The 22,807-nt window shown below is 59.0% G+C and carries 18 protein-coding genes and 1 tRNA gene; 6 read left to right on the top strand and 13 right to left on the bottom strand.

Annotated features, from left to right (window positions below):
- Window positions 1-8: 8 nt before the first annotated feature.
- The 6 genes from QWY83_RS03680 to hemA form a co-directional block, all read right to left on the bottom strand.
- On the bottom strand, window positions 9-1,259 hold the full coding sequence (locus tag QWY83_RS03680) for a Zn-dependent hydrolase (protein ID WP_249946527.1): 1,251 nt from the start codon (window positions 1,257-1,259) through the stop codon (window positions 9-11).
- 178 nt (window positions 1,260-1,437) lie between these two features.
- The gene (gene preA, locus QWY83_RS03675; RefSeq protein WP_105235536.1) at window positions 1,438-2,739 is read right to left on the bottom strand and encodes an NAD-dependent dihydropyrimidine dehydrogenase subunit PreA; all 1,302 of its coding nucleotides are present in this window, start codon (window positions 2,737-2,739) and stop codon (window positions 1,438-1,440) included.
- Window position 2,740: 1 nt separating this feature from the next.
- Window positions 2,741-4,054 carry an NAD(P)-dependent oxidoreductase gene (locus QWY83_RS03670; RefSeq protein WP_249946528.1) on the bottom strand — a complete coding sequence of 438 codons (1,314 nt, stop codon included), beginning with the start codon at window positions 4,052-4,054 and terminating at the stop codon, window positions 2,741-2,743.
- Between the two features lie 331 nt (window positions 4,055-4,385).
- A complete protein-coding gene (gene ispG, locus QWY83_RS03665; protein ID WP_249946529.1) occupies window positions 4,386-5,507 on the bottom strand; it encodes a flavodoxin-dependent (E)-4-hydroxy-3-methylbut-2-enyl-diphosphate synthase in 1,122 nt (373 codons plus the stop codon).
- A 93-nt stretch (window positions 5,508-5,600) separates the two neighbouring features.
- On the bottom strand, window positions 5,601-6,815 hold the full coding sequence (locus tag QWY83_RS03660) for a helix-turn-helix domain-containing protein (protein WP_249946530.1): 1,215 nt from the start codon (window positions 6,813-6,815) through the stop codon (window positions 5,601-5,603).
- Window positions 6,816-6,928: 113 nt separating this feature from the next.
- The gene (gene hemA / locus QWY83_RS03655; RefSeq protein WP_105235540.1) at window positions 6,929-8,152 is read right to left on the bottom strand and encodes a 5-aminolevulinate synthase; all 1,224 of its coding nucleotides are present in this window, start codon (window positions 8,150-8,152) and stop codon (window positions 6,929-6,931) included.
- Between the two features lie 186 nt (window positions 8,153-8,338).
- Between hemA and QWY83_RS03650 the strand changes: the two genes are divergently transcribed.
- Window positions 8,339-9,712, top strand: coding sequence for a M20/M25/M40 family metallo-hydrolase (locus QWY83_RS03650; RefSeq protein WP_249946531.1), 1,374 nt, complete (start codon window positions 8,339-8,341; stop codon window positions 9,710-9,712).
- A gap of 15 nt (window positions 9,713-9,727) precedes the next feature.
- On the opposite strand, the gene QWY83_RS03645 is transcribed toward QWY83_RS03650, so the two are convergent.
- Both QWY83_RS03645 and rlmB read right to left on the bottom strand, forming a co-directional pair.
- Window positions 9,728-10,147 (bottom strand): CoA-binding protein, encoded by a 420-nt coding sequence (locus QWY83_RS03645; protein ID WP_249946532.1) that lies wholly within the window; start codon window positions 10,145-10,147, stop codon window positions 9,728-9,730.
- Between the two features lie 180 nt (window positions 10,148-10,327).
- Window positions 10,328-11,101 (bottom strand): 23S rRNA (guanosine(2251)-2'-O)-methyltransferase RlmB, encoded by a 774-nt coding sequence (rlmB, locus tag QWY83_RS03640; protein ID WP_067549636.1) that lies wholly within the window; start codon window positions 11,099-11,101, stop codon window positions 10,328-10,330.
- A 143-nt stretch (window positions 11,102-11,244) separates the two neighbouring features.
- Here rlmB and QWY83_RS03635 point away from each other — a divergent pair.
- The 5 genes from QWY83_RS03635 (at window position 11,245) to pdeM (ending at window position 16,760) form a co-directional block, all read left to right on the top strand.
- Window positions 11,245-11,328: transfer RNA gene (locus QWY83_RS03635), tRNA-Tyr, on the top strand.
- Between the two features lie 115 nt (window positions 11,329-11,443).
- Window positions 11,444-12,445: a GT-B fold glycosyltransferase domain-containing protein gene (locus QWY83_RS03630; RefSeq protein WP_249946533.1), complete on the top strand. Its 1,002-nt coding sequence runs from the start codon at window positions 11,444-11,446 to the stop codon at window positions 12,443-12,445.
- A gap of 74 nt (window positions 12,446-12,519) precedes the next feature.
- Window positions 12,520-13,632, top strand: coding sequence for a CaiB/BaiF CoA transferase family protein (locus tag QWY83_RS03625; protein WP_249946534.1), 1,113 nt, complete (start codon window positions 12,520-12,522; stop codon window positions 13,630-13,632).
- Between the two features lie 47 nt (window positions 13,633-13,679).
- Complete coding sequence (locus tag QWY83_RS03620) at window positions 13,680-16,070, top strand: ligase-associated DNA damage response DEXH box helicase (RefSeq protein WP_249946535.1); 2,391 nt, start codon at window positions 13,680-13,682, stop codon at window positions 16,068-16,070.
- A 42-nt stretch (window positions 16,071-16,112) separates the two neighbouring features.
- Complete coding sequence (gene pdeM, locus QWY83_RS03615; RefSeq protein ID WP_249946536.1) at window positions 16,113-16,760, top strand: ligase-associated DNA damage response endonuclease PdeM; 648 nt, start codon at window positions 16,113-16,115, stop codon at window positions 16,758-16,760.
- A gap of 21 nt (window positions 16,761-16,781) precedes the next feature.
- Here pdeM and folD read toward each other — a convergent pair whose 3' ends face one another.
- The 5 genes from folD to ftsH all read right to left on the bottom strand — a co-directional run bounded on the left by folD (window position 16,782) and on the right by ftsH (window position 22,800).
- Window positions 16,782-17,675 (bottom strand): bifunctional methylenetetrahydrofolate dehydrogenase/methenyltetrahydrofolate cyclohydrolase FolD, encoded by an 894-nt coding sequence (folD, locus tag QWY83_RS03610; protein WP_067549642.1) that lies wholly within the window; start codon window positions 17,673-17,675, stop codon window positions 16,782-16,784.
- Window positions 17,676-17,724: 49 nt separating this feature from the next.
- A complete protein-coding gene (locus tag QWY83_RS03605; protein WP_249946537.1) occupies window positions 17,725-19,401 on the bottom strand; it encodes a formate--tetrahydrofolate ligase in 1,677 nt (558 codons plus the stop codon).
- 127 nt (window positions 19,402-19,528) lie between these two features.
- Window positions 19,529-20,113, bottom strand: coding sequence for an MOSC domain-containing protein (locus tag QWY83_RS03600; RefSeq protein ID WP_249946538.1), 585 nt, complete (start codon window positions 20,111-20,113; stop codon window positions 19,529-19,531).
- On the bottom strand, window positions 20,114-20,899 hold the full coding sequence (locus tag QWY83_RS03595) for a methyltransferase domain-containing protein (protein WP_249946539.1): 786 nt from the start codon (window positions 20,897-20,899) through the stop codon (window positions 20,114-20,116).
- Window positions 20,896-22,800 (bottom strand): ATP-dependent zinc metalloprotease FtsH, encoded by a 1,905-nt coding sequence (gene ftsH, locus QWY83_RS03590; RefSeq protein ID WP_249946540.1) that lies wholly within the window; start codon window positions 22,798-22,800, stop codon window positions 20,896-20,898. Before ftsH ends, QWY83_RS03595 begins: the two co-directional genes overlap by 4 nt.
- Window positions 22,801-22,807: the final 7 nt, after the last annotated feature.

Raw genomic sequence — 22,807 nt, 5'->3', positions numbered from 1 at the left:
TCTCCCTCTTATTCGACGATGACCGCGCTTTCGAGCACGGCATGGAGGAGGACATCTGTGCCCGCCTTGGCCCACTCTGGGCTGATCTCTTCGGCCTCGTTGTGCGACAGGCCATCGACGCAAGGACACATGACCATGGTCGCAGGGGCCACACGCGCGGCCCAGCAGGCGTCATGCCCAGCGCCAGAGATGATGTTCATGTGGCTGTAGCCCAACCGCTCTGCCGCGTTGCGGACATTGGTGACGAGGTCGGGGGCAAAAGTGACGGGATCGAAATGGCCGACGGCCTCAACGGAACAGCCAACACCCAGTTCGGCAGCGATTTCAGCGCCGCGTGTTTCAATCTCTGCCCGCATCGCGTCGAGTTTGGCCTGATCGGGCGTGCGGATATCGACGGTAAAGACCACCTTACCCGGCAGCACGTTTCGCGAGTTCGGAGAGAACCGCATCTGCCCCACACCGCCCACGGCGTTGGGCTGGTTTTTCATCGCGACCTCTTGGACCATTTCCAGAATGCGCGACATGGCGAGGCCCGCGTTCACACGCAGCGGCATCGGGGTAGAGCCCGTGTGCGCCTCTTTGCCCGTGAGGGTGAATTCGAGCCACCATAGCCCCTGACAATGGGTGACGACACCGATGTCTTTGCCCTCTGCCTCTAGGATCGGGCCTTGTTCGATGTGCAATTCGTAATAGGCGTGCATCTTACGAGCGCCGACCTCTTCGTCGCCCTTCCAGCCGATCCGCGCGAGTTCATCGCCAAAGGATTTGCCGTCGAGGTCAGTCCGCGCATAGGCGTAGTCCTGCGTGTGCATCCCCGCGAAAACGCCAGAGGCGAGCATGGCGGGAGCGAAACGGGCGCCCTCTTCATTGGTCCAGTTCACCACGACAATCGGGTGTTTGGTTTTGATGCCAAGGTCATTCATCGTCCGAACGGCCTCTAGCGCGCCGAGCACGCCCAGAACGCCATCGTATTTCCCGCCCGTGGGCTGCGTGTCGAGGTGAGAACCCACATAGATCGGCAATGCGTCAGGGTCGGTGCCTTCGCGGGTCATGAACATATTGCCCATGGTATCGACGCCCATCGTCATTCCCGCCGCATCGCACCACGATTTGAACAGCGCGCGGCCTTCGGCGTCTTCGTCGGTCAAGGTCTGACGATTACATCCGCCGGCAATCCCTGGACCGATCTTGGCCATCTCCATCAAGCTGTCCCAAAGTCGATCCCCATTTACGGTCAGATTGCCGGTAAGTGCAGCCATTCCTGTCTCCTGATGTCCGAGTCTCTTTTGACCAAGCGGTAAAAGCATCCTCATGCTGACCGCTTTTTTGATCAAAACAAAGTGCTAAAATTTCGAGCGTAAGCCCAATTCTGAACCGTTGCGCGGCAGGTTTCTGGCAGCTTGCCCAAGAAACAGGCAGCCGCGCAACGATTTTTCCTTACTCCGCGGCCTGCGCCGAGGGGTTGTTCGGGTGGGTCGTCCAGTTGGCATAGTCACCGCGTTTGCGGCCTGTGCGTTCGTCCAGCTCGCCCTTGGGCAATTCGACCATGGTGATGCAGTCCTCAACGGGGCAGACATCTACGCAGAGGTTACAGGCGACGCATTCGCTGTCGTCCACTTCGAACACGCGGCCCTCTTTCATCAGGATCGCTTGGTGGCTGGTATCTTCGCAGGCGATGTAGCAGCGACCGCATTTGATGCAGGCATCTGGGTCGATCTTAGCCTTTGTGACGTAGTTCAGATCCAGGTACTGCCAATCGGTGACGTTCGGCGTGGCCATGCCGATAAAGTCGGCGGTCGAGGTATAGCCTTTGTCGTCCATCCATTCCGACAGGCCGCTGATCATCTCTTGAACAACCTTAAAGCCATAGGTCATCGCGGCGGTGCAGACCTGCACGTTGCCCGCGCCAAGCGCCATGAACTCTGCCGCGTCGCGCCATGTGGTCACGCCACCGATGCCCGAAATGGGCAGGCCAGCGGTCTGCGGGTCACGGGCGATTTCGGCCACCATGTTCATCGCGATCGGTTTCACCGCTGGGCCGCAATAGCCGCCGTGCGTGCCCTTGCCGCCGATGGTCGGCTGCGGGGCCATCAGGTCAAGGTCAACAGAGGTGATCGAGTTGATCGTGTTGATCAAAGACACCGCATCTGCACCGCCTGCCTTTGCGGCGCGGGCGGGGTTGCGGATGTCGGTGATGTTCGGCGTCAGCTTAACGATCACCGGTTTGGAGTAGTATTTCTTGCACCATTCCGTGACCATCTGGATGTATTCCGGCACCTGCCCCACGGCAGCGCCCATGCCACGTTCGGCCATGCCGTGCGGACAGCCAAAGTTCAGTTCAATCCCGTCGGCGCCTGTTTCCTCGACCATCGGGAGGATCGCTTTCCACGACTCCTCATCACAAGGCACCATCAGCGACACGATCAACGCGCGGTCTGGGTAGTCCTTTTTCACGCGGGTGATTTCTTCGAGGTTAGTTTGCAGCGGGCGGTCGGTGATCAGTTCGATGTTGTTCAACCCGAGGAGCCTGCGATCCGCACCCCAGATCGCGCCATAGCGCGGGCCAGAGACGTTCACGACGGGCGGGCCTTCGGAGCCGAGCGTTTTCCACACGACACCGCCCCAACCCGCCTCATAGGCGCGGCGAACGTTGTATTCCTTATCGGTCGGCGGCGCAGAGGCGAGCCAGAACGGGTTCGGGGAGGTAATACCTAAGAAGTTTGTCGTCAGATCGGCCATGTTACGCTCCCATCACTGCAGCGTGGATATCTTCGGCGGCGTCGCGTCCTTCGGCGACGGCCGTTACGGTGAGGTCTTCGCCACCCGTGGCACAGTCGCCACCCGCCCAAACCCCTGCGAGGCTCGTACGGCCTGTGGCATCAACGGCGATCTTACCGCCCTCAAGTTTGAGGCCAGCATCCGTGGTGAGGGTCTGACCGATGGCTTTGAACACTTGATCGGCGGGCAAGGTCACGGTTTCGCCCGAGCCAGAGAGTTTGCCATCCTTTGTCGCGGTGTATTCCAGCGTGATCGCCCCATCGGCAATCGCGGTCGGCATGACGTTGAACATCAGGCGCACACCTTTGGCGGCGGCGAGGTCTTGTTCAAATGGGCTTGCCGCCATTTCAGCGCGGCTGCGGCGGTAGGCGATTGTCACCGTATCCGCGCCCAGCAGTTTCGACTGAACAGCAGCATCGACGGCGGTCATGCCGCCGCCGATCACCACCACATTCCGACCCACGGGGAGTGTCGTCAGGTCGGTGGATTGACGAAGGTCTTCGATGAAATCAACGGCGGCGGTCGCGTGGTCTTCGCCTTCGATGCGCAGAGCGTTTACGCCACCCAAGCCAACGGCGAGGAACACCGCATCATGGTCGGCTTTCAGCCCATCAAGGGTGAGATCACGCCCAAGCATCTTGCCCGTCTCAACGGTGATGCCGCCGATTTCCAAGAGCCAAGCGACCTCGCGCGCGGCAAAGTCGTTGGTCGATTTATAGGAGGCGATCCCGTATTCGTTCAGACCGCCTGCCTTTGCGCGACCGTCATAGAGGGTGACATCGTGGCCTTTCATGGCAAGTCGGTGCGCACAGGACAGACCCGCAGGCCCTGCCCCTACAACAGCAATGGATTTGCCCGTGGGGGCGGCGCGGGTGAACGGATGCACCCCCTTGGCCATCAGCGTGTCAGTCGCATAGCGCTGAAGCTGACCGATGATGACGGGCTTACCTTCGGCCTCTTCGCGCACGCAGGCCTCTTCGCAGAGCGTCTCTGTCGGGCAGACACGGGCGCACATACCGCCAAGGATATTCTGCGACAGGATCGTTTTCGCAGCCGCCTCGGGCGTGCCCGTTTGGATCTGACGAATAAACAGCGGAATATCGATCGACGTCGGACAGGCCGTCATACACGGCGCATCGTGACAGAAATAACAGCGGTCGGCAGCAACGCGGGCCTCATGCGCATCGAGCGGCGCATGGAGATCTTCAAAGTTCCGCGAAAGCGCGTCGGCTGACAAACGGCCGGATTGGATACCGGGGGTCATCGGCGTGGTCATTTGTGGTCCCTGTTGTCATTGGTTTTGCCGAAAGACTGCCAAGGTTTTATTTTTTATCAATTGGTAAAATAATCCGACAAAAACGCATGGGATTTCAGGGGCGCGGTGCCTTCGCGCAATGCAGAAAAGCCGTGATCGTCCGCAGGGAAACTACGGAAACCGTTCCAAAACAGTGGATTGCAGGATGACCTTAGGGAAACGGCCAGACGAAAAAACCGCCGATTTCCTGCAATGCAGCACGAAATCGACGGTTTAAATTTTTTGCATGCTTGGTCAAAAACAGAGGCGTTTGCTCAGTTTTTACGCGGACCGCAAAGCGGTGACGCGTTGATCAGAGAGCCTTGGCTTGGTCCGCTTCGATCTCTGCGGCTTTCTTTTCGACCTGTTCGACGATGTGATCGATCATCTGATCGTTGCCGAGCTTATGGCTCTGCTTACCGGCCAGATAGACCATGCCCGATCCTGCCCCGCCGCCAGTGAACCCAACGTCGGTCATCAGCGCCTCACCAGGGCCGTTCACCACGCAGCCAATGATCGAGAGGCTCATCGGGGTTTTGATGTGGGACAGACGGTCCTCTAACGCTTCAACGGTTTTAATTACGTCAAAGCCCTGACGCGCACAGGACGGGCAGGAAATGATGTTCACACCGCGGTGGCGCAGACCGAGAGATTTCAGGATTTCATAGCCGACTTTGACTTCCTCAACGGGATCAGCAGAGAGGCTGACGCGGATCGTGTCGCCAATGCCCATCCACAAAAGGTTACCAAGGCCAATCGCCGATTTGATCGTGCCCGAGGTCAGGCCACCCGCCTCTGTGATGCCGAGGTGGATGGGGGCGTCGGTCGCCTCTGCCAGTTGCTGATAGGCCGCCGCTGCCATGAACACGTCAGAGGCTTTGCAGCTGATCTTGAACTCGTGAAAATCGTTGTCCTGAAGGATTTTGATGTGATCAAGGCCGCTCTCCACCATCGCGTCGGGGGTCGGTTCGCCGTATTTGTCCAAGAGGTGCTTTTCCAGCGAACCCGCGTTCACGCCGATGCGGATCGAACAGTTGTTATCACGGGCGGCTTTGATCACTTCTTTGACCCGCGCTTCATCCCCGATGTTACCCGGATTGATGCGCAGGCAGGCCGCGCCCGCGAGGGCGGATTCGATGCCGCGTTTGTAGTGGAAATGGATGTCAGCCACGATCGGCACGGGGCTTTCGCGGCAAATCTCTTTCATCGCGGCAGAGGATGCCTCGTCCGGCACAGAAACGCGCACGACGTCAGCGCCCGCCTCAGCCGCGCGGATGATCTGGTCGAGCGTCGCCTTTACGTCATGGGTCAAGGTATTCGTCATGGTCTGCACGGTGATCGGCGCATCGCCACCCACAGGCACATTGCCAACCATGATCTGGCGCGATTTACGACGGTCGATATTGCGCCACGGACGGATCGGGTTGTGCGACATGGGACACCTTTGAAATAAGCCTCGGCGCTTTACCTAAAGCGCGGCACCCCGACAGGCAACGGGTCAACGAAAAGATGTGATCGGAAAGGCGGATTACTGAGTGATTTCAGCCTGCGCGACATTCACCATCGCAGCCAGATCATCGTCAGCTGACAAATCAGCAACCGCAAAGGTCTGCGCCAGTTCATCAGCCGACAGCGCGAGGTTCGACGTCACCACGCCGCGTTCGCCCACCGGACCGTGGATCGTGCCGTTGATCTGGAAATAGACCGCGCCTGATTCACCCGTCCGCAGGACAGGGGGTTCGGCCATCGCGGGCACAGCCCATGTGTCGCCAGCGTTCATGATGCCTTCGAAGATGACGGCACCGTCGGCGGCACGCACACGCACCCACGACGGACGCACAGCAACCATCGCCAGTTCAGGCGCAGGGCCGTCGGTCACTTGAACAGTGCCCGTGATCGGTGTTGCAGCCTCTGTCGGTAGTGCGGTCGCCATGATGGTCGGGCCTTGCTCTACCTCGGGGGCGAGCGCACCAATCGACGACGGGTCAAGCGCAGAGATCGGGCCATCACGGGCGATCATCACAGGCACGTCGAGCGCCTGAGGACGATATACACGGTCGAGGCCATCAGCCGCAGGCGGTTCAAACGCAGCGGCATAGGCACCAGCGTCATCCGCAACAGTGCCAAGACCTGCCAGCGGGTCGAGGTCAGCCACAACAACGGGGGTGTTCTCAACAGGTGCGAAACGGACCTTCTGCACTTCTTTCAGAACAGTCCAGCCGCCGTAGCCCAAGCCCGCAACCAGAGCCACGAGAACAGCGAGCGAGCCAATCGCGCCCGGTTCGATCTTGGCAAAGAAGCCCTCGCCCGCAGGAACGAACGGGGTCGATGGGGTCGAGAACATATCCTTGGGTTTCGACTGCTGGGACGCAAGGTCGGTGGCCAAGGTGCGGTTGGTCTTTGTGCTGGAGGCCGCTTTGGACATACCATGCGCGGTCGCAAATCCGCTTTCGCGGCAAAATGTCGTGAAAGCCCAATCGGGGTCCATATTCAGGTAGCGCGCGTAAGAGCGCACGTAGCCCGCGATGAAGCCCGGAGTATCGAATGCAGAGGGGTCAGCGTTCTCGATCGCCGCGATATAGGCCGCTTTGATTTTGAGTTCGCGTTGAACGTCCAAAAGGCTCTTGCCCATGGTGGCACGCTCGCCACGCATGAGGTCACCAAGGCGCAGATCAAAGGCATCAAAGCCTTTGTTTTCTTCAGCCTCAGGTGCAGCTTTACGCCGGAAACCTTTAACGATCATTAGGGCCGTCCCACCGCCTCAAATTAGCGGCATCGCTTTACGATTCGTCCCAATCACGATGCCTTTGATTGCCCCTAGCATATACCAAAGAGCAGTGCACAGGCAGAAAAAAGTTAACCAGCCATTTCGGCACGATTCAGCGCACAATGGCTCCAGAGTTTGTCCATTGCGCTCACCAAAGCATCAATTTCCTTTGGTCCGTGCACAGGCGACGGGGTGAACCGCAGACGTTCTGTGCCGCGTGGAACGGTGGGGAAGTTGATCGGCTGAACGTAGATGCCGAACTGGCTCAGCAGCATGTCGGACAGCTTTTTGGTGTGGACGGGATCGCCGACGATCACAGGCACGATGTGGGACCCGTGGTCGATGATCGGCAGGCCCATGCCCTTGAGACGGAGTTTCAGAACCGCAGCGCGTTCCTGATGCAGATCGCGCAGCGCCTGATCGGTCTTCAGATGCGCGACAGAGGCCGCAGCGCCAGCAGCCACAACAGGCGGCAGCGAGGTCGTAAAGATGAAACCAGGCGCGTAAGAGCGCACCGCGTCACACATTTTGGCCGATGCCGCGATATAGCCGCCGTGGACGCCAAAGGCCTTGCCCAAGGTGCCGTTTACGATGTCGATACGGTCCAACAGACCGTCACGTTCGGCCACACCACCACCGCGCGGACCATACATGCCAACGGCGTGCACCTCATCAAGGTAGGTCAGCGCGCCGAATTCCTCGGCCAGATCGCAGAGTTCTTTGATCGGGCCAAAGTCACCGTCCATCGAATAAACGGATTCAAACGCGATCAGTTTCGGCGCAGCAGGATCGTCGGCCATCAGTTTGGCGCGCAGATCGGCCAGATCGTTGTGTTTGAACACGCGTTTCGCGCCACCATTGCGGCGGATGCCTTCGATCATCGACGCGTGGTTCAGTTCATCCGAGTAAATGATCAGACCGGGGAACAATTTCGGCAGCGTCGACAGCGTCGCATCGTTCGCGATGTAAGCGCTGGTAAAGAGAAGTGCCGCCTCTTTCTGGTGAAGGTCGGCCAGCTCTGCCTCGAGTCGTTTGTGATAAACGGTCGTGCCAGAAATATTCCGTGTCCCGCCGGAGCCAGCGCCCGTTGCGTCGAGCGCCTCATGCATAGCCGCCAGAACGACAGGGTGTTGACCCATGCCAAGATAGTCATTGCCGCACCACACTGTGATCGGCTGTTCGCTACCGTCCTCTTTGCGCCAAAGCGCGTGAGGGTAATGTCCCTTTTTGCGCTCGATATCGATGAAGGTCCGATACCGGCCTTCTTCGTGGAGTTTACCAAGTGCAGCGTCGAGGTGGGCGTTGTAGTCCAAATGTCTATCCTTCACGTCAGGCAGCGCGAATACGCTAACGGCAGGTTCGTGGGTCCATATAGCCTTAGACTGGTTCTAACAATACGCTACCTTTTGACACGCCAGCGACAAAAACGACCTTTTCGACCTCTGGACACCCTATCGGAACGGCGTAGTCTCCTATCGGAAACCACAGCCGGAGCGATCATGACCCTGTCCACCATCCTCACCCGTATCGACACTGATCTGGATAACGCCTTGGATCGTTTGATGGAATTGCTCCGCATTCCGTCGATCAGTACGGATCCTGCGTATAAGGCCGACTGTGCAAGGGCGGCGGATTGGCTGGTTGAGGACCTCAAGAGCATCGGATTTGACGCTGCGTCCCGCCCTACCCCCGGTCATCCGATGGTCGTGGCACATGGCGGCGAAGGCGGAACGCATGTTCTGTTCTATGGGCATTACGATGTGCAGCCCGTTGATCCGCTGAACCTCTGGAACCGCGATCCCTTTGATCCTGCGATTGAAGAGACTGACAAAGGCAAGGTCATTCGCGCCCGTGGTGCATCCGATGACAAGGGCCAGTTGATGACCTTTATCGAGGCATGCCGTGCCTATGTTGCGGAAACGGGCAAGCTGCCGTGCAAGATCACGATTTTCCTTGAGGGCGAGGAAGAAAGCGGTTCGCCTTCGCTCGTCCCATTCATGGAAGCGAACGCCAAGGACCTCACCGCCGATGTTGCGCTGATCTGTGACACCGACCTCTTTGACGCGAATACGCCTGCAATCACAACGATGCTGCGCGGTCTCTTGGGCGAAGAACTGGTCATCACGGGTCCGTCTAAAGATCTTCACTCTGGGTCTTATGGCGGCCCCGCGATCAACCCGATCCGCGTGCTGTCGAACATCATCGCCAATCTGCACGACGACACTGGCCGCATCACGGTGCCTGATTTCTATGACGGCGTGCCAGAGCTATCCGACGAATTGCGCAGCCAGTGGGAGGCTTTGGGCTTTGACGATAAGGCGTTCCTTGCCGACGTGGGCCTCAGCACCCCTGCGGGCGAAGCGGGTAAAACCGTCCTCGAACAGATTTGGGCGCGGCCAACGGCAGAGGTAAATGGGATCACGGGCGGTTACACGGGTGACGGGTTCAAGACCGTGCTGCCCTCTGTCGCCAAAGCAAAGATCAGCTTCCGCCTTGTCGGGACCCAAGATCCGCTGAAAATCCGCGATAACTTCCGTCAGCGGGTGCGCGATCAGCTTCCGCCCGATTGTTCGGTCGAATTCCATGACCATGGCGCGGGTCCAGCGAGCGTGATGGCGACAACCAACCCCGCCTTTGCCGCTGCACGTGCGGCCCTGACCGATGAATGGCCCAACCCTGCGGCATTTACAGGATCGGGCGGATCGATTCCCGTCGCTGGTTATTTCAAGACCATCCTCGACATGGATTCGATGCTGATCGGTTTCGCGATGGAGGATGATTCCATCCACTCGCCCAACGAAAAATACGACCTGCGGAGCTTCCACAAAGGCATCCGTAGCTGGGCTCGCATCTTGGATGCTCTGAGCAACTGAGGGGGTTGGCCCCCGTCAGAGCCCTAGGCGCGCAATCTCGATCTTTGGGCAGCGGTCTTGGATTACGGTGACGCCGCGCGTCTCTGCCATGGCTGCTGCTCCGTCGTGAACAACGCCCAACTGGGTCCAAACGACCTTGAGCGTGGGCCAGCGCAAAAGCGCCTCTTCGACGATGGCAGGCACCGCGTCGGATTGGCGGAAAATGTCGACCATATCGACCTCATCAGGGATCGAGGTCAGGTCAGGATAGACCAACTGACCCATCAATTCCTGCCCAGCGAGGCCCGGATTCACGGGGATCACGCGGTATCCGTTGGCCATGAGATAGGCCATCACCTGATAAGATGGGCGTTCAGGATTTGAAGACGCCCCGACCAGAGCAATGACTTTGGTTTGGCGTAGAACGGTTTCGATGATGTCGTCTTGGATCGTCATGGAGCGGATTACCCAGCATTTTCGCAGAAAAAAGGCGTTCGGGGGATTGGGACCCGAACGCCTAGTATGGAACGAGGGACAGTGAGATATTGCAAGCCTGTTCCGAGGCTCGCCTCATGAAAGAAAGATAGGCACTGATTTGCCTAAGAAAAGACTGTTCAGAAAAACGTGAACAGAGGCTTAACGGGACGCATAAAGCGACACCGCCGCAGCGTTCGACACGTTGAGCGATCCGAATCCGCCCGCAAAGTCGATCCGCACCAGCGCGTCACAAGTTTCGCGGGTTTTTTCCCGCAAACCTGGGCCTTCGGCGCCAAGAACGAGTGCGACAGGGCGATCCTTGCGACCCTCCAGTGCAGCTTCGATCGTTTGATCCGCCTCACCTGCGAGGCCCAGAATGATGAAGCCCAATTGTTTCAACTCTTCCATCGCATCCGCCAAATTGCGCACGCGGATATAGGGCTGACGCTCTAGCGCGCCGCTCGCGGTTTTCGCCAGCGCACCCGTTTCAGGGGCAGAGTGACGTTGCACACCGACCACAGCGCGGGCACCGAACACCTCGGCAGAGCGGAGAATCGCACCGACGTTATGCGGGTCGGTCACACGGTCGAGCAGGATAATCCGTGCAGGATCAATCCCCGGCCCCATGACCACATCCGTCAGAGTGCCCCACTCAAGAGCCTTCACCTCGAGCGCAGCACCTTGGTGGACCGAGTCGGGATCGATGGGGGCCGCAAATTTGCGTGGGTCCGAAATTTCGGGGACCATGCCGCTGGCCGCGATCGCATCCGCCAGCTTCGCCTCGGCATTTTTGGTCACAACCAGCCGCAAACGCTTGCGACGGGGGTTCATCAGCGCATCGCGCACCGCATGGAGACCAAACAGCCAGACGGTTTCTTGTGCGGCTGCACGTTTGGCCTGTTCTTTTTCGATGACCCACTTCGGTTTTTGCATGGCGAACCCCTTATATCCTAGCCCTCTCAATGGGCCAAACTGGCACTTTACACAAGTGTGTCGAAAAACGATCATTTTTCCTGTTGACGCCCTCGGCCAAGACCCATATTCAGCCCCCCACGAACGAGGCTTTGCCTAGGTTCGGGCGACGGGCTGCAAGGTGCGGCAGCGGACTGTAACTCCGCCGGGGAGACCCACGCCTGGTTCGATTCCAGGGTCGCCCACCACTTCCCCCACATGTCGATGCACCGCACACCGCGATTTCCGCGCATCCTTTGGCGTGTTCGGGTTTCGCAGGTCACGACTTCCCCCTATAGTGGTTGCAAAAGACCTGAGGCAGCTATGGCGCGAAAATCGAAAACCACTCCGCCGTTCAATATTATGATCGTCGGACAATCGGGACGGCTTCAGTATGAGGCCCTGCTGTTTGCGGCTTCGCTGCGGGCGAATTCCCCCGATTTCAAAGGTCGTCTGATTATTGCAGAGCCGCAAATGGGGCCGCTGTGGAAATCCGACCCAACGATGGACACTTCGGTCAAAGAAGCGCTGATCGAACTGGGCGCTGAGATCGTTCCGTTCGAAAGCAAACATTTCGGGCAGACCTACCCCTATGGCAACAAAATCGAAGGCCTCTGCACCCTGCCCGCTGGCGAGCCGTTCGTGTTTTTCGACACTGACACCTTGATCACGGGCGATATTTCCAAGGTCGCGTTCGATTTCGACCGTCCGTCGGCATCCATGCGGCGCGAGGGCACATGGCCCGAAGAAGAGCTCTATTGGCCCGGCTACACAGGCGTCTGGAAATCGCTCTACGACAAATTCGGGCTGGAGTTCGAAAGCACGCTCGACCTGAACGAACCCGATGAATACTGGAAACGGTATCTCTATTTTAACGCGGGCTGGTTTTTCTATCGCGATCCTGCGGAATTCGGAAAACGGTTCACCGAATGGGCGGTAGAGCTGCGCGACAATCGTCCTGATGAACTGGCGGTTCAGTCGCTCGACCCGTGGCTGGACCAAGCGATCCTACCGCTGGTTATCCATTCCTTTGGCGGCGGCAGACCTGGGCCAGAGTTGGACGGTCTGGATGGGGATGTCACCTGTCATTACCGCATGTTCCCGCTGCTCTACGCACGCGAAAGCGACCGTGTGGTTGAGGTGCTCGAAGAAGTCGCGACACCGAACAAGGTGAAAAAGATCCTCAAACTCTATGAGCCGATCAAACGGTTGGTCTATCAGGGGCGCGGGGCGAAAATTCGGGACCTGTTCGATCAGAACGACCTTCCGCGGAAAGAGCGCCAGATTCGCAATCGGATCAAAGCCAACGGATTCTGGATGCGCTGACGCGCTGGTCTTTGTCCGCCTCGCCCCTCATAACTTTACTTGGGGGACATTTAGGCAGGGAGAAGCCAGCGATGATGTTGGATGGCGTGCGGATTATCGAAATCGAAGGGCTTGGCCCCGGTCCCTTTGCCGCGATGCTCTTGGCCGATCTTGGCGCTGATGTGATCGTCATTCATCGCAAGGGCGGCGGCGTGACACCGGGGATGCCCGAACGCGCCGTTCTGGACCGTGGGAAACGGTCTATCGCTCTCGACCTCAAGTCCCCTGATGATGTGGCGAGCGCGCTTCAACTGGTGGCGAGCGCGGACGGCCTTATCGAAGGGTTCCGCCCCGGCGTGATGGAGAAACTCGGCCTTGGGCCAGATGTTTGCCATCAGGTGAACCCAGCGCTGGCGTTCGGGCGCATGACGGGCTGGGGCCAAGACGGGCCGCTGGCGCATACGGCGGGGCATGACCTGAACTACATCTCTTTGGCGGGCGGCGCGTGGTATGCGGGCGAAACAGGGGCGCAGCCGATGACGCCCCCGACCTTGGTTGGCGATATTGGCGGCGGTGCGATGTATCTGGCCGTCGGTATGCTGGCTGCCATCCTCAAGGCCCGCGCCACAGGGAAAGGCACCGTTGTCGATGCCGCGATTTATGACGGCACGGCGCATATGATGAACCTTCTGATGACATTGCGGCAGTCAGGCATGTTCCCAACGGCTCGTGGGCAGGGCCTCTTGGACGGGCCGCATTGGAGCCGAACCTATCGCTGTGCCGATGGTGGGTTTATTGGCGTTCAATGCCTAGAGCCAAAATTCTACGCGATCTTCCTCGACCTTCTTGGGTTGGGCGATGATCCCGCGTTTCAGGACCAATTCAATCGTGACGCGTGGCCCAATCTGACCGACCGACTGACAGGGATTTTCGCGACACGCAGCCGTGACGTCTGGGCCGATGTATTTGCGGGAACGGATGCCTGCGTGGCCCCTATCCTCAGCCCAGAAGAGGCGATGGCGCATCCCTTGAACGCCGCGCGGTCCGCGTGGCACGAGGTTGACGGAACCCTGCAAGCTGCCCCAGCGCCACGGTTTTCAGGCCAACCCGCATGGTCGCCCGCCGCCATTCCGCACCGTGGTGAGCACAGCGACGACATCCTTGCAGAGATTGCCGACCGCGCAAATGCGAGACCATCGGCACTGTAATCAATCGCTGGGGTTGACGTGGCATCGAACCAAGGCAGATTGGCCGTATGACCGCCCTACCCCAAGTTTTCGATGATTGGTTCGCCAGCCGTGGCTGGCAGATCCACCCGCATCAGCGCGACATGCTGGAGCGGGCGTCGGAAAAGGCGTTGCTGCTGATTGCCCCGACGGGCGGCGGTAAGACGCTGGCTGGGTTTTTGCCGAGCTTGGTGGAACTGGCGGATGGCGCGCACGAGGGCCTGCATACGCTCTATATCTCGCCGCTCAAGGCATTGGCGGCGGACATCGGGCGGAACCTGCGGCGGCCTGTTGAGGATATGGCATTACCGATCCGCATTGAGGATCGGACGGGCGACACCAGTGCCACGCTCAAGAAACGACAGCGGGTTGATCCGCCGCATATCCTGCTCACCACACCAGAAAGCCTTGCGCTGCTGACTTCGTATGAAGACGCGCATCGGATGTTTCGCGGCCTGAAACGTGTGATCGTCGATGAAATCCACGCCCTATCCGAGAGTAAGCGCGGCGATCAGTTAATGCTGGCCCTCTCGCGGCTAGAGGCGATGTGCCCTGATTTGCGGCGCGTGGGATTATCGGCGACCGTGGAGGACCCTCAGGCCCTCGCAAGGGAACTGTCCCCCACTGGCTGCGCGATCCTCAATGCGGACCCAGGTCCTGCGCCAGACATTGGGATGTTGGTCACAGACGCCCCGCCGCCTTGGGCTGGAGGGGGCGCGAGCTATGCAATCCCTGCGGTGTTGGAAGAAGTCAAACGCCACAAAACCACGCTGATTTTCCATAACACGCGGGCGCAGGCAGAGATCTTCTTTCACAACCTCTGGCTCGCCAATACGGACGATTTGCCGATTGGCATTCACCACGGGAGCCTCTCGCGCGATCAGCGTGATGCGGTTGAAGCGGCAATGGTGCGCGGGGATTTGCGGGCGGTGGTCTGCACGGGGAGCCTCGATCTCGGCATCGACTGGGGCAACGTCGATCTCGTCATTCAGGTCGGCGTACCCAAGAACGTGAAACGGTTGATCCAGCGGATCGGTCGGGCCAATCACCGTTACAACGCGCCGTCCAAGGCGCTCTTGGTGCCTGCGAATAGGTTCGAGGTGATCGAGTGTGTTGCCGCCCTTGCCGCCGCACGGGATCACGATCTGGATGGCGACCCCAAGGGCGACGGGCCGCGTGACGTTCTGTGCCAGCACATCCTGATCCGCGCCTGTGCAGGACCGTTTGATGCGACAGAGCTGTTTCACGAGATCAAATCCGTTGGTGCCTATGCGGGGCTTTCGCGAGCGGCGTTCGACGACTGTTTGGATTTCGTGGCGACGGGCGGCTATGCGCTGCGGGCCTACGACAAATGGCAACGGTTGATGGAGCGTAACGGGCTGTGGCAGCTTCGCGATCCACGGGCCGCGCAATCGATCCGCATGAACATCGGCACCATTCAGGACACCGAGACACTGAAGGTGAGGATGCGAGGTGCGGGCAAACCGCTGGGCGAGGTCGAAGAGAGCTTTGCCGCGACCCTAACCGCAGGGGATACGTTTCTGATCGGCGGGCAAATCGTCCGCTATCAAGGGATCAAAGAGATGGTGGTGGAGGTCACGCGCTCTGCCGCGCAGAACCCGCGTGTGGCGGTGTTCAACGGGACAAAGTTCGCCACATCGACCCAGCTTTCAGCCCGCGTTATGGCGATGTTCCAGCAGAGCGATTGGCCCGAGTTGCCCCGTCATACGGCGGAGTGGTTGCACCTTCAGCGGGAGGTCTCGCAGCTGCCCCGCGCGGATCGGCTACTGGTCGAGACATTTCCGCATGACGGGCGGCAGTTCATGTGCGTCTACGGCTTTGCGGGGCGCAATGCGCAGCAGACACTGGGCCTTATCCTGACGCAACGGATGGAGGAAGCGGGCCTCGCACCTTTGGGCTTTGTCGCGACGGATTATGCGACGCTTGTCTGGGGATTGGACCCTGTTGAGGATGTTGCGCCCCTCCTCACCGCAGACGGGCTACGCGAAGGACGTGATCGGTGGCTGCAATCGAACATGGTGATGAAGCGGACGTTCCGCACGGCGGCCACCATCGCCATGCTAATGATGCGGAACACGCCGCAGTCGAAAAAGACGGGGCGGCAGGCGACGGTGTCGTCCGATATCCTCTATGACACGCTGGCGAAATACGACCCCGACCACCTGATGCTGCGCATCACCCGCGAAGAGGCCATGCGCGGCTTGGTCGATTTTGGGCGGATTGAGGAAATGCTGACACGGACGAGCGGGCGGATTGATCATCTCGCGCTCGACCGTCTGCCGCCACTGGCCGCGCCGTTGTTGTTAGAGGTCGGTAAGATACCCGTCCAAGGGGTCGCCCGCGAACGGCTAGAGGCTGAACGCGCCGAAGCCCTGATGAAAGAGGCGGGATTGGGCTAAGTCCACTTGACGCATTTCCCCGCTGCGGCCAAAGACGCTGGCATGACGCATCACGTTTTTTCCCTCTGTGACACCCAACTGACCGCGCGTGCCGATGGCGCGCTGTGGTTGGCCGATCATAACACTCTGGTCGTGTCGGACCTGCACCTGTGCAAGTCCGAACGCTTTGCCCGCAAGGGGCGCGCCCTGCTGCCGCCCTTTGACACGCGCGATACGCTGACGCGGTTGGATGCTGTGCTGGATGAAGTGTCGCCCGCGCGGGTGATTTGTCTGGGCGATAGCTTCGACGATGTTGAGGCGATCGAACATATGCCCGACGCGGAGAAACTGTGGCTTGCGCGGATGCAGGCGGGGCGCGAATGGGTCTGGATCGCGGGGAACCACGATGCGGGGCCAGTCGAGTTGGGCGGCGAATATGTGGGCGAAGTGACCGCGGGATCGCTGACCTTCCGCCATATCGCGGAAAATGGGGCGCAAGCCGAAGTGTCGGGTCACTACCACCCGAAACACAGCCTCAGCGGACCTGCGCGGGCCTGTTTCGTCTATGATGAAAATCGGCTGATTATGCCTGCCTTCGGGACCTATACGGGTGGGATTCCTGCGGTCAAATCCCCGATCAGGGATCTCTTTGCGGCGCGGGCTTTTGCGGTGCTGACGGGACCGCGGGCATTAGTGGTGCCCCTGCCGTAGTCACGGCAAGGGCGATTGGTTTTAAGCAGTCAGGCCTTTGGGCTCTGGCAGACCGTTCGCGCGGCAACATGCGGTCACGGTGTTCGCCAGAAGGCACGCAATGGTCATCGGGCCAACGCCACCTGGAACGGGGGTGATCGCACCAGCAACCTCAGCGCAGCTGTCATAGTGGCAATCGCCAACCAGACGGGTTTTGCCTTCGCCTGCATCAATGCGGTTGATGCCCACGTCGATGACGGTCGCACCTGGTTTGATCCAGTCGCCTGTGACCATTTCAGGACGGCCAACCGCCGCGACAACGATATCGGCCTGACGGACGACAGCTTCGATGTCTTTGGTGCGGCTGTGCGCGATAGTGACGGTGCAGCTATCGCCCAGCAGCAGCTGCGCCATTGGTTTACCAACGATGTTCGAACGACCGATCACAACAGCGTTCAGACCCGACAGCGATCCGTGGTGATCGCGCAGCATCATCAGACAGCCGAGCGGCGTGCACGGAACCATCGATTTCTGACCAGTGCCCAAAAGACCGACGTTCGAGATGTGGAACCCGTCCACGTCCTTAGCCGGATCAATCGCGTTGATCACAAGGTCAGAGTTCATATGTGACGGCAACGGCAACTGAACCAAGATCCCGTGAACCTGCGGATCGTTGTTCAGTTTGTCGATGACGGCCAACAGTTCGTCTTCGGTCGTGGTATCAGGCAGTTTGTATTCAAACGACTTCATACCGACTTCGACGGTCTGTTTGCCTTTAGAGCGCACGTAGACTTGGCTCGCGGGATCTTCGCCAACCAAAACCACAGCAAGGCCCGGAACGATCCCTTGCTCTTCTTTCAGGCGGGCCACATGACCCGCCACTTTTTCGCGCACTGAGGCCGCAAAGGCCTTTCCGTCAATCACAGTTGCCGACATACGGCTCCCCTCTTTTTCAATTGGTGGCGTTGCTGACCCGTTACCCTGATCAGAACAGCCCCTCAACCTGCCCATTGTCACCAATGCGAATGTTTTCCGCACTCGGCACACGCGGGAGACCGGGCATGGTCATGATCTCACCGCAGATCACTACAACGAAACCAGCACCAGCGGACAGGCGCACTTCGCGGATCGGAACGCTATGTCCGGTCGGAGCGCCACGCAGGTTCGGGTCCGTTGAGAACGAATATTGTGTCTTTGCCATACAGACCGGCAGATTGCTGTAGCCTGCGTCTTCCCATTCGCGCAGTTGATCGCGGATTTTCTTGTCCGCGAGAACTTCGTCCGCGTGGTAGATGCGCTTTGCGATGGTTTCGACCTTTTGGAACAAAGGCATGTCGTCAGGATAGAGCGGCGCAAAGTGAGCAGCGCCAGAGTTCGCCAGTTGCACGACCTTATGTGCCAGTGCTTCTGCACCTTTGCCGCCGTCAGCCCAGTGGGTCGACAGGATGGCTTCGGCGCCTTGCTCGGCAACGTAGTCTTTGACCGCTTGGATTTCGGCTTCGGTGTCGGTGACGAAGTGGTTGATCGCAACGACAACAGGCACGCCGAAGGATTTCACGTTGGCAATGTGACGGCCAAGGTTCGGACAGCCCTTTTCGACCGCAGCAACGTTTTCCGCGCCGAGGTCAGCTTTCGCCACGCCGCCGTTCATTTTCATCGCGCGGACGGTTGCCACAACAACAACAACGTCAGGTGCGAGGCCAGCCTTGCGGCATTTGATGTTCATGAACTTTTCAGCGCCGAGGTCGGCACCGAAACCAGCCTCAGTCACAACGTAGTCTGCGAGTTTCAGCGCAGTGGTGGTTGCAACAACAGAGTTACAGCCGTGAGCGATGTTTGCGAACGGTCCGCCGTGCACGAAAGCAGGGTTGTTTTCGAGCGTTTGAACGAGGTTCGGCTGCATCGCGTCCTTGAGCAGAACGGTCATTGCGCCGTCCGCTTTGATGTCGCGGCAGTAGATCGGGGTGCGGTCGCGACGGTAGGCCACAATCATCGAACCCAGACGTTCCTGAAGATCGTCGATGTCGTTTGCGAGGCAGAGGATCGCCATAACTTCGGATGCCACAGTGATGTCAAAGCCCGTCTGACGCGGGAAGCCGTTCGACACACCACCGAGCGAGGTCACGGTGTCACGCAGAGCACGGTCGTTCATGTCCAGCACGCGGCGCCACGACACACGACGTTCGTCGATCTCGAGCTCGTTGCCCCAATAAATGTGGTTGTCGATCATCGCCGACAGAAGGTTGTGCGCCGAGGTGATCGCGTGGAAGTCGCCCGTGAAGTGGAGGTTCATGTCCTCCATCGGAACGATCTGCGCGTAACCGCCGCCAGCCGCGCCACCCTTCATCCCGAAGTTCGGCCCGAGGGACGCTTCGCGGATACAGATCGCAGCTTTCTGACCGATACGGTTCAGACCATCGCCCAGACCTACGGTGGTGGTAGTTTTACCTTCGCCTGCAGGGGTCGGGTTGATCGCGGTGACGAGGATCAGTTTACCGTTCTTGCGCGATTTAACTTCTTCGACAAAACGAGAAGAGACTTTTGCCTTATCGTGACCGTAAGGGATCAAATCCGCAGACTCGATACCAAGGATGGCACCGATCTCTTGGATCGGTTTCTTATTCGCCTCACGGGCAATCTGAATGTCAGTCTTGAAGGTCACGGGTCATTCCTCTTCCCTGTTATTTGCGGCAAGGCTATCGCGGGAGGAAGTGGGGGATGTATGCGTTTCCGACCTTTTCAGCCTTGAAATCGCCGCCAAGGGGAAAGCGCGGTTGCCGATCGGAAACCTAAGGGGCCCATGCGCGTTGATCTGGAACGTGCAGGCATAGCTGATCGCCGACTTGAATCTCTCCGATCCGTTCGACCCAAGCGGTCACACCACGTTTGCCGTTTGCAGCACTTTTGAAGGTTTTCCCATGTCCCGGCTCTGCCTCTTCGATGGTCTTAGCCACGACGTGACAGGGACGGTTTTGCATATCGACCGTCAGCGTAAGGCCCGTGCGTTCGCACTGTAGACGCGAGGACGGCGGAATGTGGGAAAAATCAGGAATACCTTCGATCACAATGGTCGCGCCGAGCCATAACGGGTCCAGCGCCTCTAGCCCGAGGTCGGCAGCAATCTCTGCCATCTCATTGGCGGAGAGGATCGAAACCTGACGGGTGTTTCGAATCTCGGTGCCTTTGGGATACTGCTGGGTCACACGGCTGCACGACGGGCGCGTTAGGCCGTAGTGGGCGTCCTTGTCATAGCCCCCGAAGTCCATCGCCATCTGATCGACAGCATGAGACGTGACCGTGCCATCCGACAGCGTCGGCATGTAGCCAAGATGAGTAATCGTTCCAATATATTTGGTCTTAATCAGAGCAGGCATTTACGTTTCCAAAACAAAAAAGATACGGCGGAACGGGAATAAAACGCCGCCGTTGGGTAACAGAGGATAGGCCACAGCTAACCCAGCCTCATAGGCCGCGAGGAAGCTCGCCTGTTCGTCCGCATCGAGTTTATCGAGGATCGGGCGCAGGTAAGTCGACTGGGTGAAATGGCGCACGGGGTGGCCATCGTCCACGGCAGCGAGTGGCTGGAGGTAGGTCGTCTCCCACGCGGTGACAGTGCCGAGGCGGGACAGGATGCGGTGGTAGGCCGCTGGGTCCAGAACATCCGTATTCCAGCCGCCGTTGGCAAGGCGGTCTGGGAACATCTCAACCGCGATTTCTCGGGCGAGCGCATGGGACGGGCCGTTGTGCTGTCCCGGCATTTGCACAGCGAGGATACCGCCCTCTGCCAGTTGCCCCGCAAGCCGCGGCATCAGCGTTTGATGATCGCCGATCCAATTCAGTGCCGCGTTGGAAAAGATCACCGCAGGTGGACGGGCGGGTTGCCAATGGTCGATTTGGGCATGAACGAGGTCGTCATAGGCGCGGGTTTCTGACGCCTGCACCAGCATCGCTTCTGAAGCATCGACGCCAATGATTTTGTGACCTGCGAAACGTTCCGCGAGCGGTTCGCCAACGGCGCCGTTCCCGCAACCAAGGTCGATGATGTCACCATCAACTTCGCCATTAATCTGTTGCAGCAGGTCAATCGCGGGGCGCAAACGCAAACCCCGAAACCTTGAATAGGTTTCGGGGTTCCAGTCGTTCTTTAGCTTTCCGCTCAAGCGGTAGGCTCCGGCTCTAGCCCGTCGTCTTTGGGCTTGCGAGCCTTGCCAGCCTTGGGCATCGCGACCACGGACGGCGCATTGCCTGCATCGTCGTCGCCGTTGCCTTGGGGCGGTTCGCCTTTCATGACGCGCTGGATTTCTTCGCCCGTGAGGGTTTCGTATTCCAGCAGGCCTTGGGCCAGACGTTCCCATTCCTCATTCTTTTCAGTCAGAATGCGGTAGGCGGTGTCATAGCCGTCCTGAATGAACTGACGAACTTCTTCTTCGATCGCTTCTTTGGTGTGCGCCGAGACAGAGAAACCAGCGGTGTTGCCCGTGTAGCCATCAGCGGCCTCGGAATAATCCACGTTACCGATCTTGTCCGACATACCCCAACGCAGAACCATCGCACGCGCCAGTTGGCTGGCTTGCTGGATGTCACCTGCAGGACCGTTCGACACGTTGTCGGCACCGTATTTGATGATCTCAGCCGCTTTACCCGCCATCGTCATCGCGAGTTTTTGCTGACATTCAGCCTTGTGCCAGTTCAGGCGGTCGATCTCTGGCAAAGACACAACCATGCCCAAGGCACCGCCACGCGGAATGATCGTCGCTTTATAGACCGGGTCACATTCAGGCAGCGACAGGCCAACAACAGCGTGGCCAGCCTCGTGATATGCGGTTTTTTCTTTTTGATCGGGGGTCAGAACCATCGAACGACGTTCTGCACCCATCATGACTTTGTCCTTGGCGTTTTCAAAGTCGATCATAGTGACAAAGCGGCGACCAACGCGGGCAGCGGTCAGGGCCGCCTCGTTCACGAGGTTGGCGAGGTCCGCACCAGAGAACCCTGGGGTGCCGCGTGCGATGATGCGCAGATCAACATCGGGGCCGAGCGGGGTTTTCTTAGCATGGACGCCGAGGATCTTCTCGCGGCCTTTGATGTCTGGGTTCGGCACGGTGACCTGACGGTCAAAACGGCCCGGACGCAACAGCGCAGGGTCGAGCACGTCACGGCGGTTGGTTGCCGCAACGATGATCACGCCCTCGTTCGCTTCAAAGCCGTCCATCTCAACGAGCAACTGGTTGAGCGTTTGTTCACGTTCGTCGTTACCGCCGCCCATGCCAACGCCACGCGCACGACCAACAGCGTCGATTTCGTCGATGAACACGATGCAGGGTGCGTTCTTTTTCGCCTGTTCGAACATGTCGCGGACGCGGGATGCACCCACACCAACGAACATTTCAACAAAGTCAGAACCAGAGATGGTGAAGAACGGAACGCCAGCCTCGCCCGCGATTGCGCGTGCCAGAAGCGTTTTACCAGTACCCGGAGGGCCAACGAGAAGCGCACCTTTGGGGATCTTACCACCGAGACGGCTGAATTTCTGCGGGTTGCGCAGGAACTCTACAATCTCTTGCAGTTCTTCTTTGGCCTCGTCGATGCCAGCCACGTCATCAAAGGTCACGCGGCCATGCTTTTCGGTGAGCAGTTTCGCCTTGGATTTGCCAAAGCCCATCGCACCACCACGGCCACCGCCCTGCATTCGGTTCATGAAATAAATCCAGACGCCGATCAGTAGAACAAAGGGCAGAAGGCTTAGCAGTACAGCTTGGAAGGTGGATTGTTCCTGCGCGTCTGCGGTCACCGGAATATCGCGTGCGATCAACATATCTGTGACCTGCGCATCGGTCGGACGGATCGCGACGTATTCGCGGTTGTCAGTTCCGGTGTAGAGGACACGCTCGCCATCCAGCGTTACCTTTTGGACGCTGCCGTCATTCACCGCTTGGATGAATTCGGAATAGCTCCGCTGAGTGGATTGCAGGCTCGACGAACCAGACGAGAAAACATTGAAGAGCGAGACGACCAGCAAAAACAGGACGACCCAAAATACGATATTGCGTGCGTTGCCCAAGGGGGAC

The organism is Marivivens donghaensis (assembly GCF_030410045.1).
GTDB lineage: Bacteria > Pseudomonadota > Alphaproteobacteria > Rhodobacterales > Rhodobacteraceae > Marivivens > Marivivens donghaensis.
This window is presented reverse-complemented; position numbering and strand designations above follow the sequence as displayed.

Excerpts from the sequence above, each read along its gene's own strand:
- QWY83_RS03600 (WP_249946538.1), bottom strand. The coding sequence starts at position 20,113 with ATGCCTGCTCTGATTAAGACCAAATATATTGGAACGATTACTCATCTT.
- QWY83_RS03680 (WP_249946527.1), bottom strand. The coding sequence starts at position 1,259 with ATGGCTGCACTTACCGGCAATCTGACCGTAAATGGGGATCGACTTTGG.
- QWY83_RS03645 (WP_249946532.1), bottom strand. The coding sequence starts at position 10,147 with ATGACGATCCAAGACGACATCATCGAAACCGTTCTACGCCAAACCAAA.
- pdeM (WP_249946536.1), top strand. The coding sequence starts at position 16,113 with ATGACGCATCACGTTTTTTCCCTCTGTGACACCCAACTGACCGCGCGT.
- QWY83_RS03660 (WP_249946530.1), bottom strand. The coding sequence starts at position 6,815 with ATGATCGTTAAAGGTTTCCGGCGTAAAGCTGCACCTGAGGCTGAAGAA.
- QWY83_RS03620 (WP_249946535.1), top strand. The coding sequence starts at position 13,680 with ATGACCGCCCTACCCCAAGTTTTCGATGATTGGTTCGCCAGCCGTGGC.
- QWY83_RS03630 (WP_249946533.1), top strand. The coding sequence starts at position 11,444 with ATGGCGCGAAAATCGAAAACCACTCCGCCGTTCAATATTATGATCGTC.
- QWY83_RS03650 (WP_249946531.1), top strand. The coding sequence starts at position 8,339 with ATGACCCTGTCCACCATCCTCACCCGTATCGACACTGATCTGGATAAC.
- QWY83_RS03625 (WP_249946534.1), top strand. The coding sequence starts at position 12,520 with ATGTTGGATGGCGTGCGGATTATCGAAATCGAAGGGCTTGGCCCCGGT.
- preA (WP_105235536.1), bottom strand. The coding sequence starts at position 2,739 with ATGGCCGATCTGACGACAAACTTCTTAGGTATTACCTCCCCGAACCCG.
- ispG (WP_249946529.1), bottom strand. The coding sequence starts at position 5,507 with ATGTCGCACAACCCGATCCGTCCGTGGCGCAATATCGACCGTCGTAAA.
- rlmB (WP_067549636.1), bottom strand. The coding sequence starts at position 11,101 with ATGCAAAAACCGAAGTGGGTCATCGAAAAAGAACAGGCCAAACGTGCA.
- QWY83_RS03670 (WP_249946528.1), bottom strand. The coding sequence starts at position 4,054 with ATGACCACGCCGATGACCCCCGGTATCCAATCCGGCCGTTTGTCAGCC.
- folD (WP_067549642.1), bottom strand. The coding sequence starts at position 17,675 with ATGTCGGCAACTGTGATTGACGGAAAGGCCTTTGCGGCCTCAGTGCGC.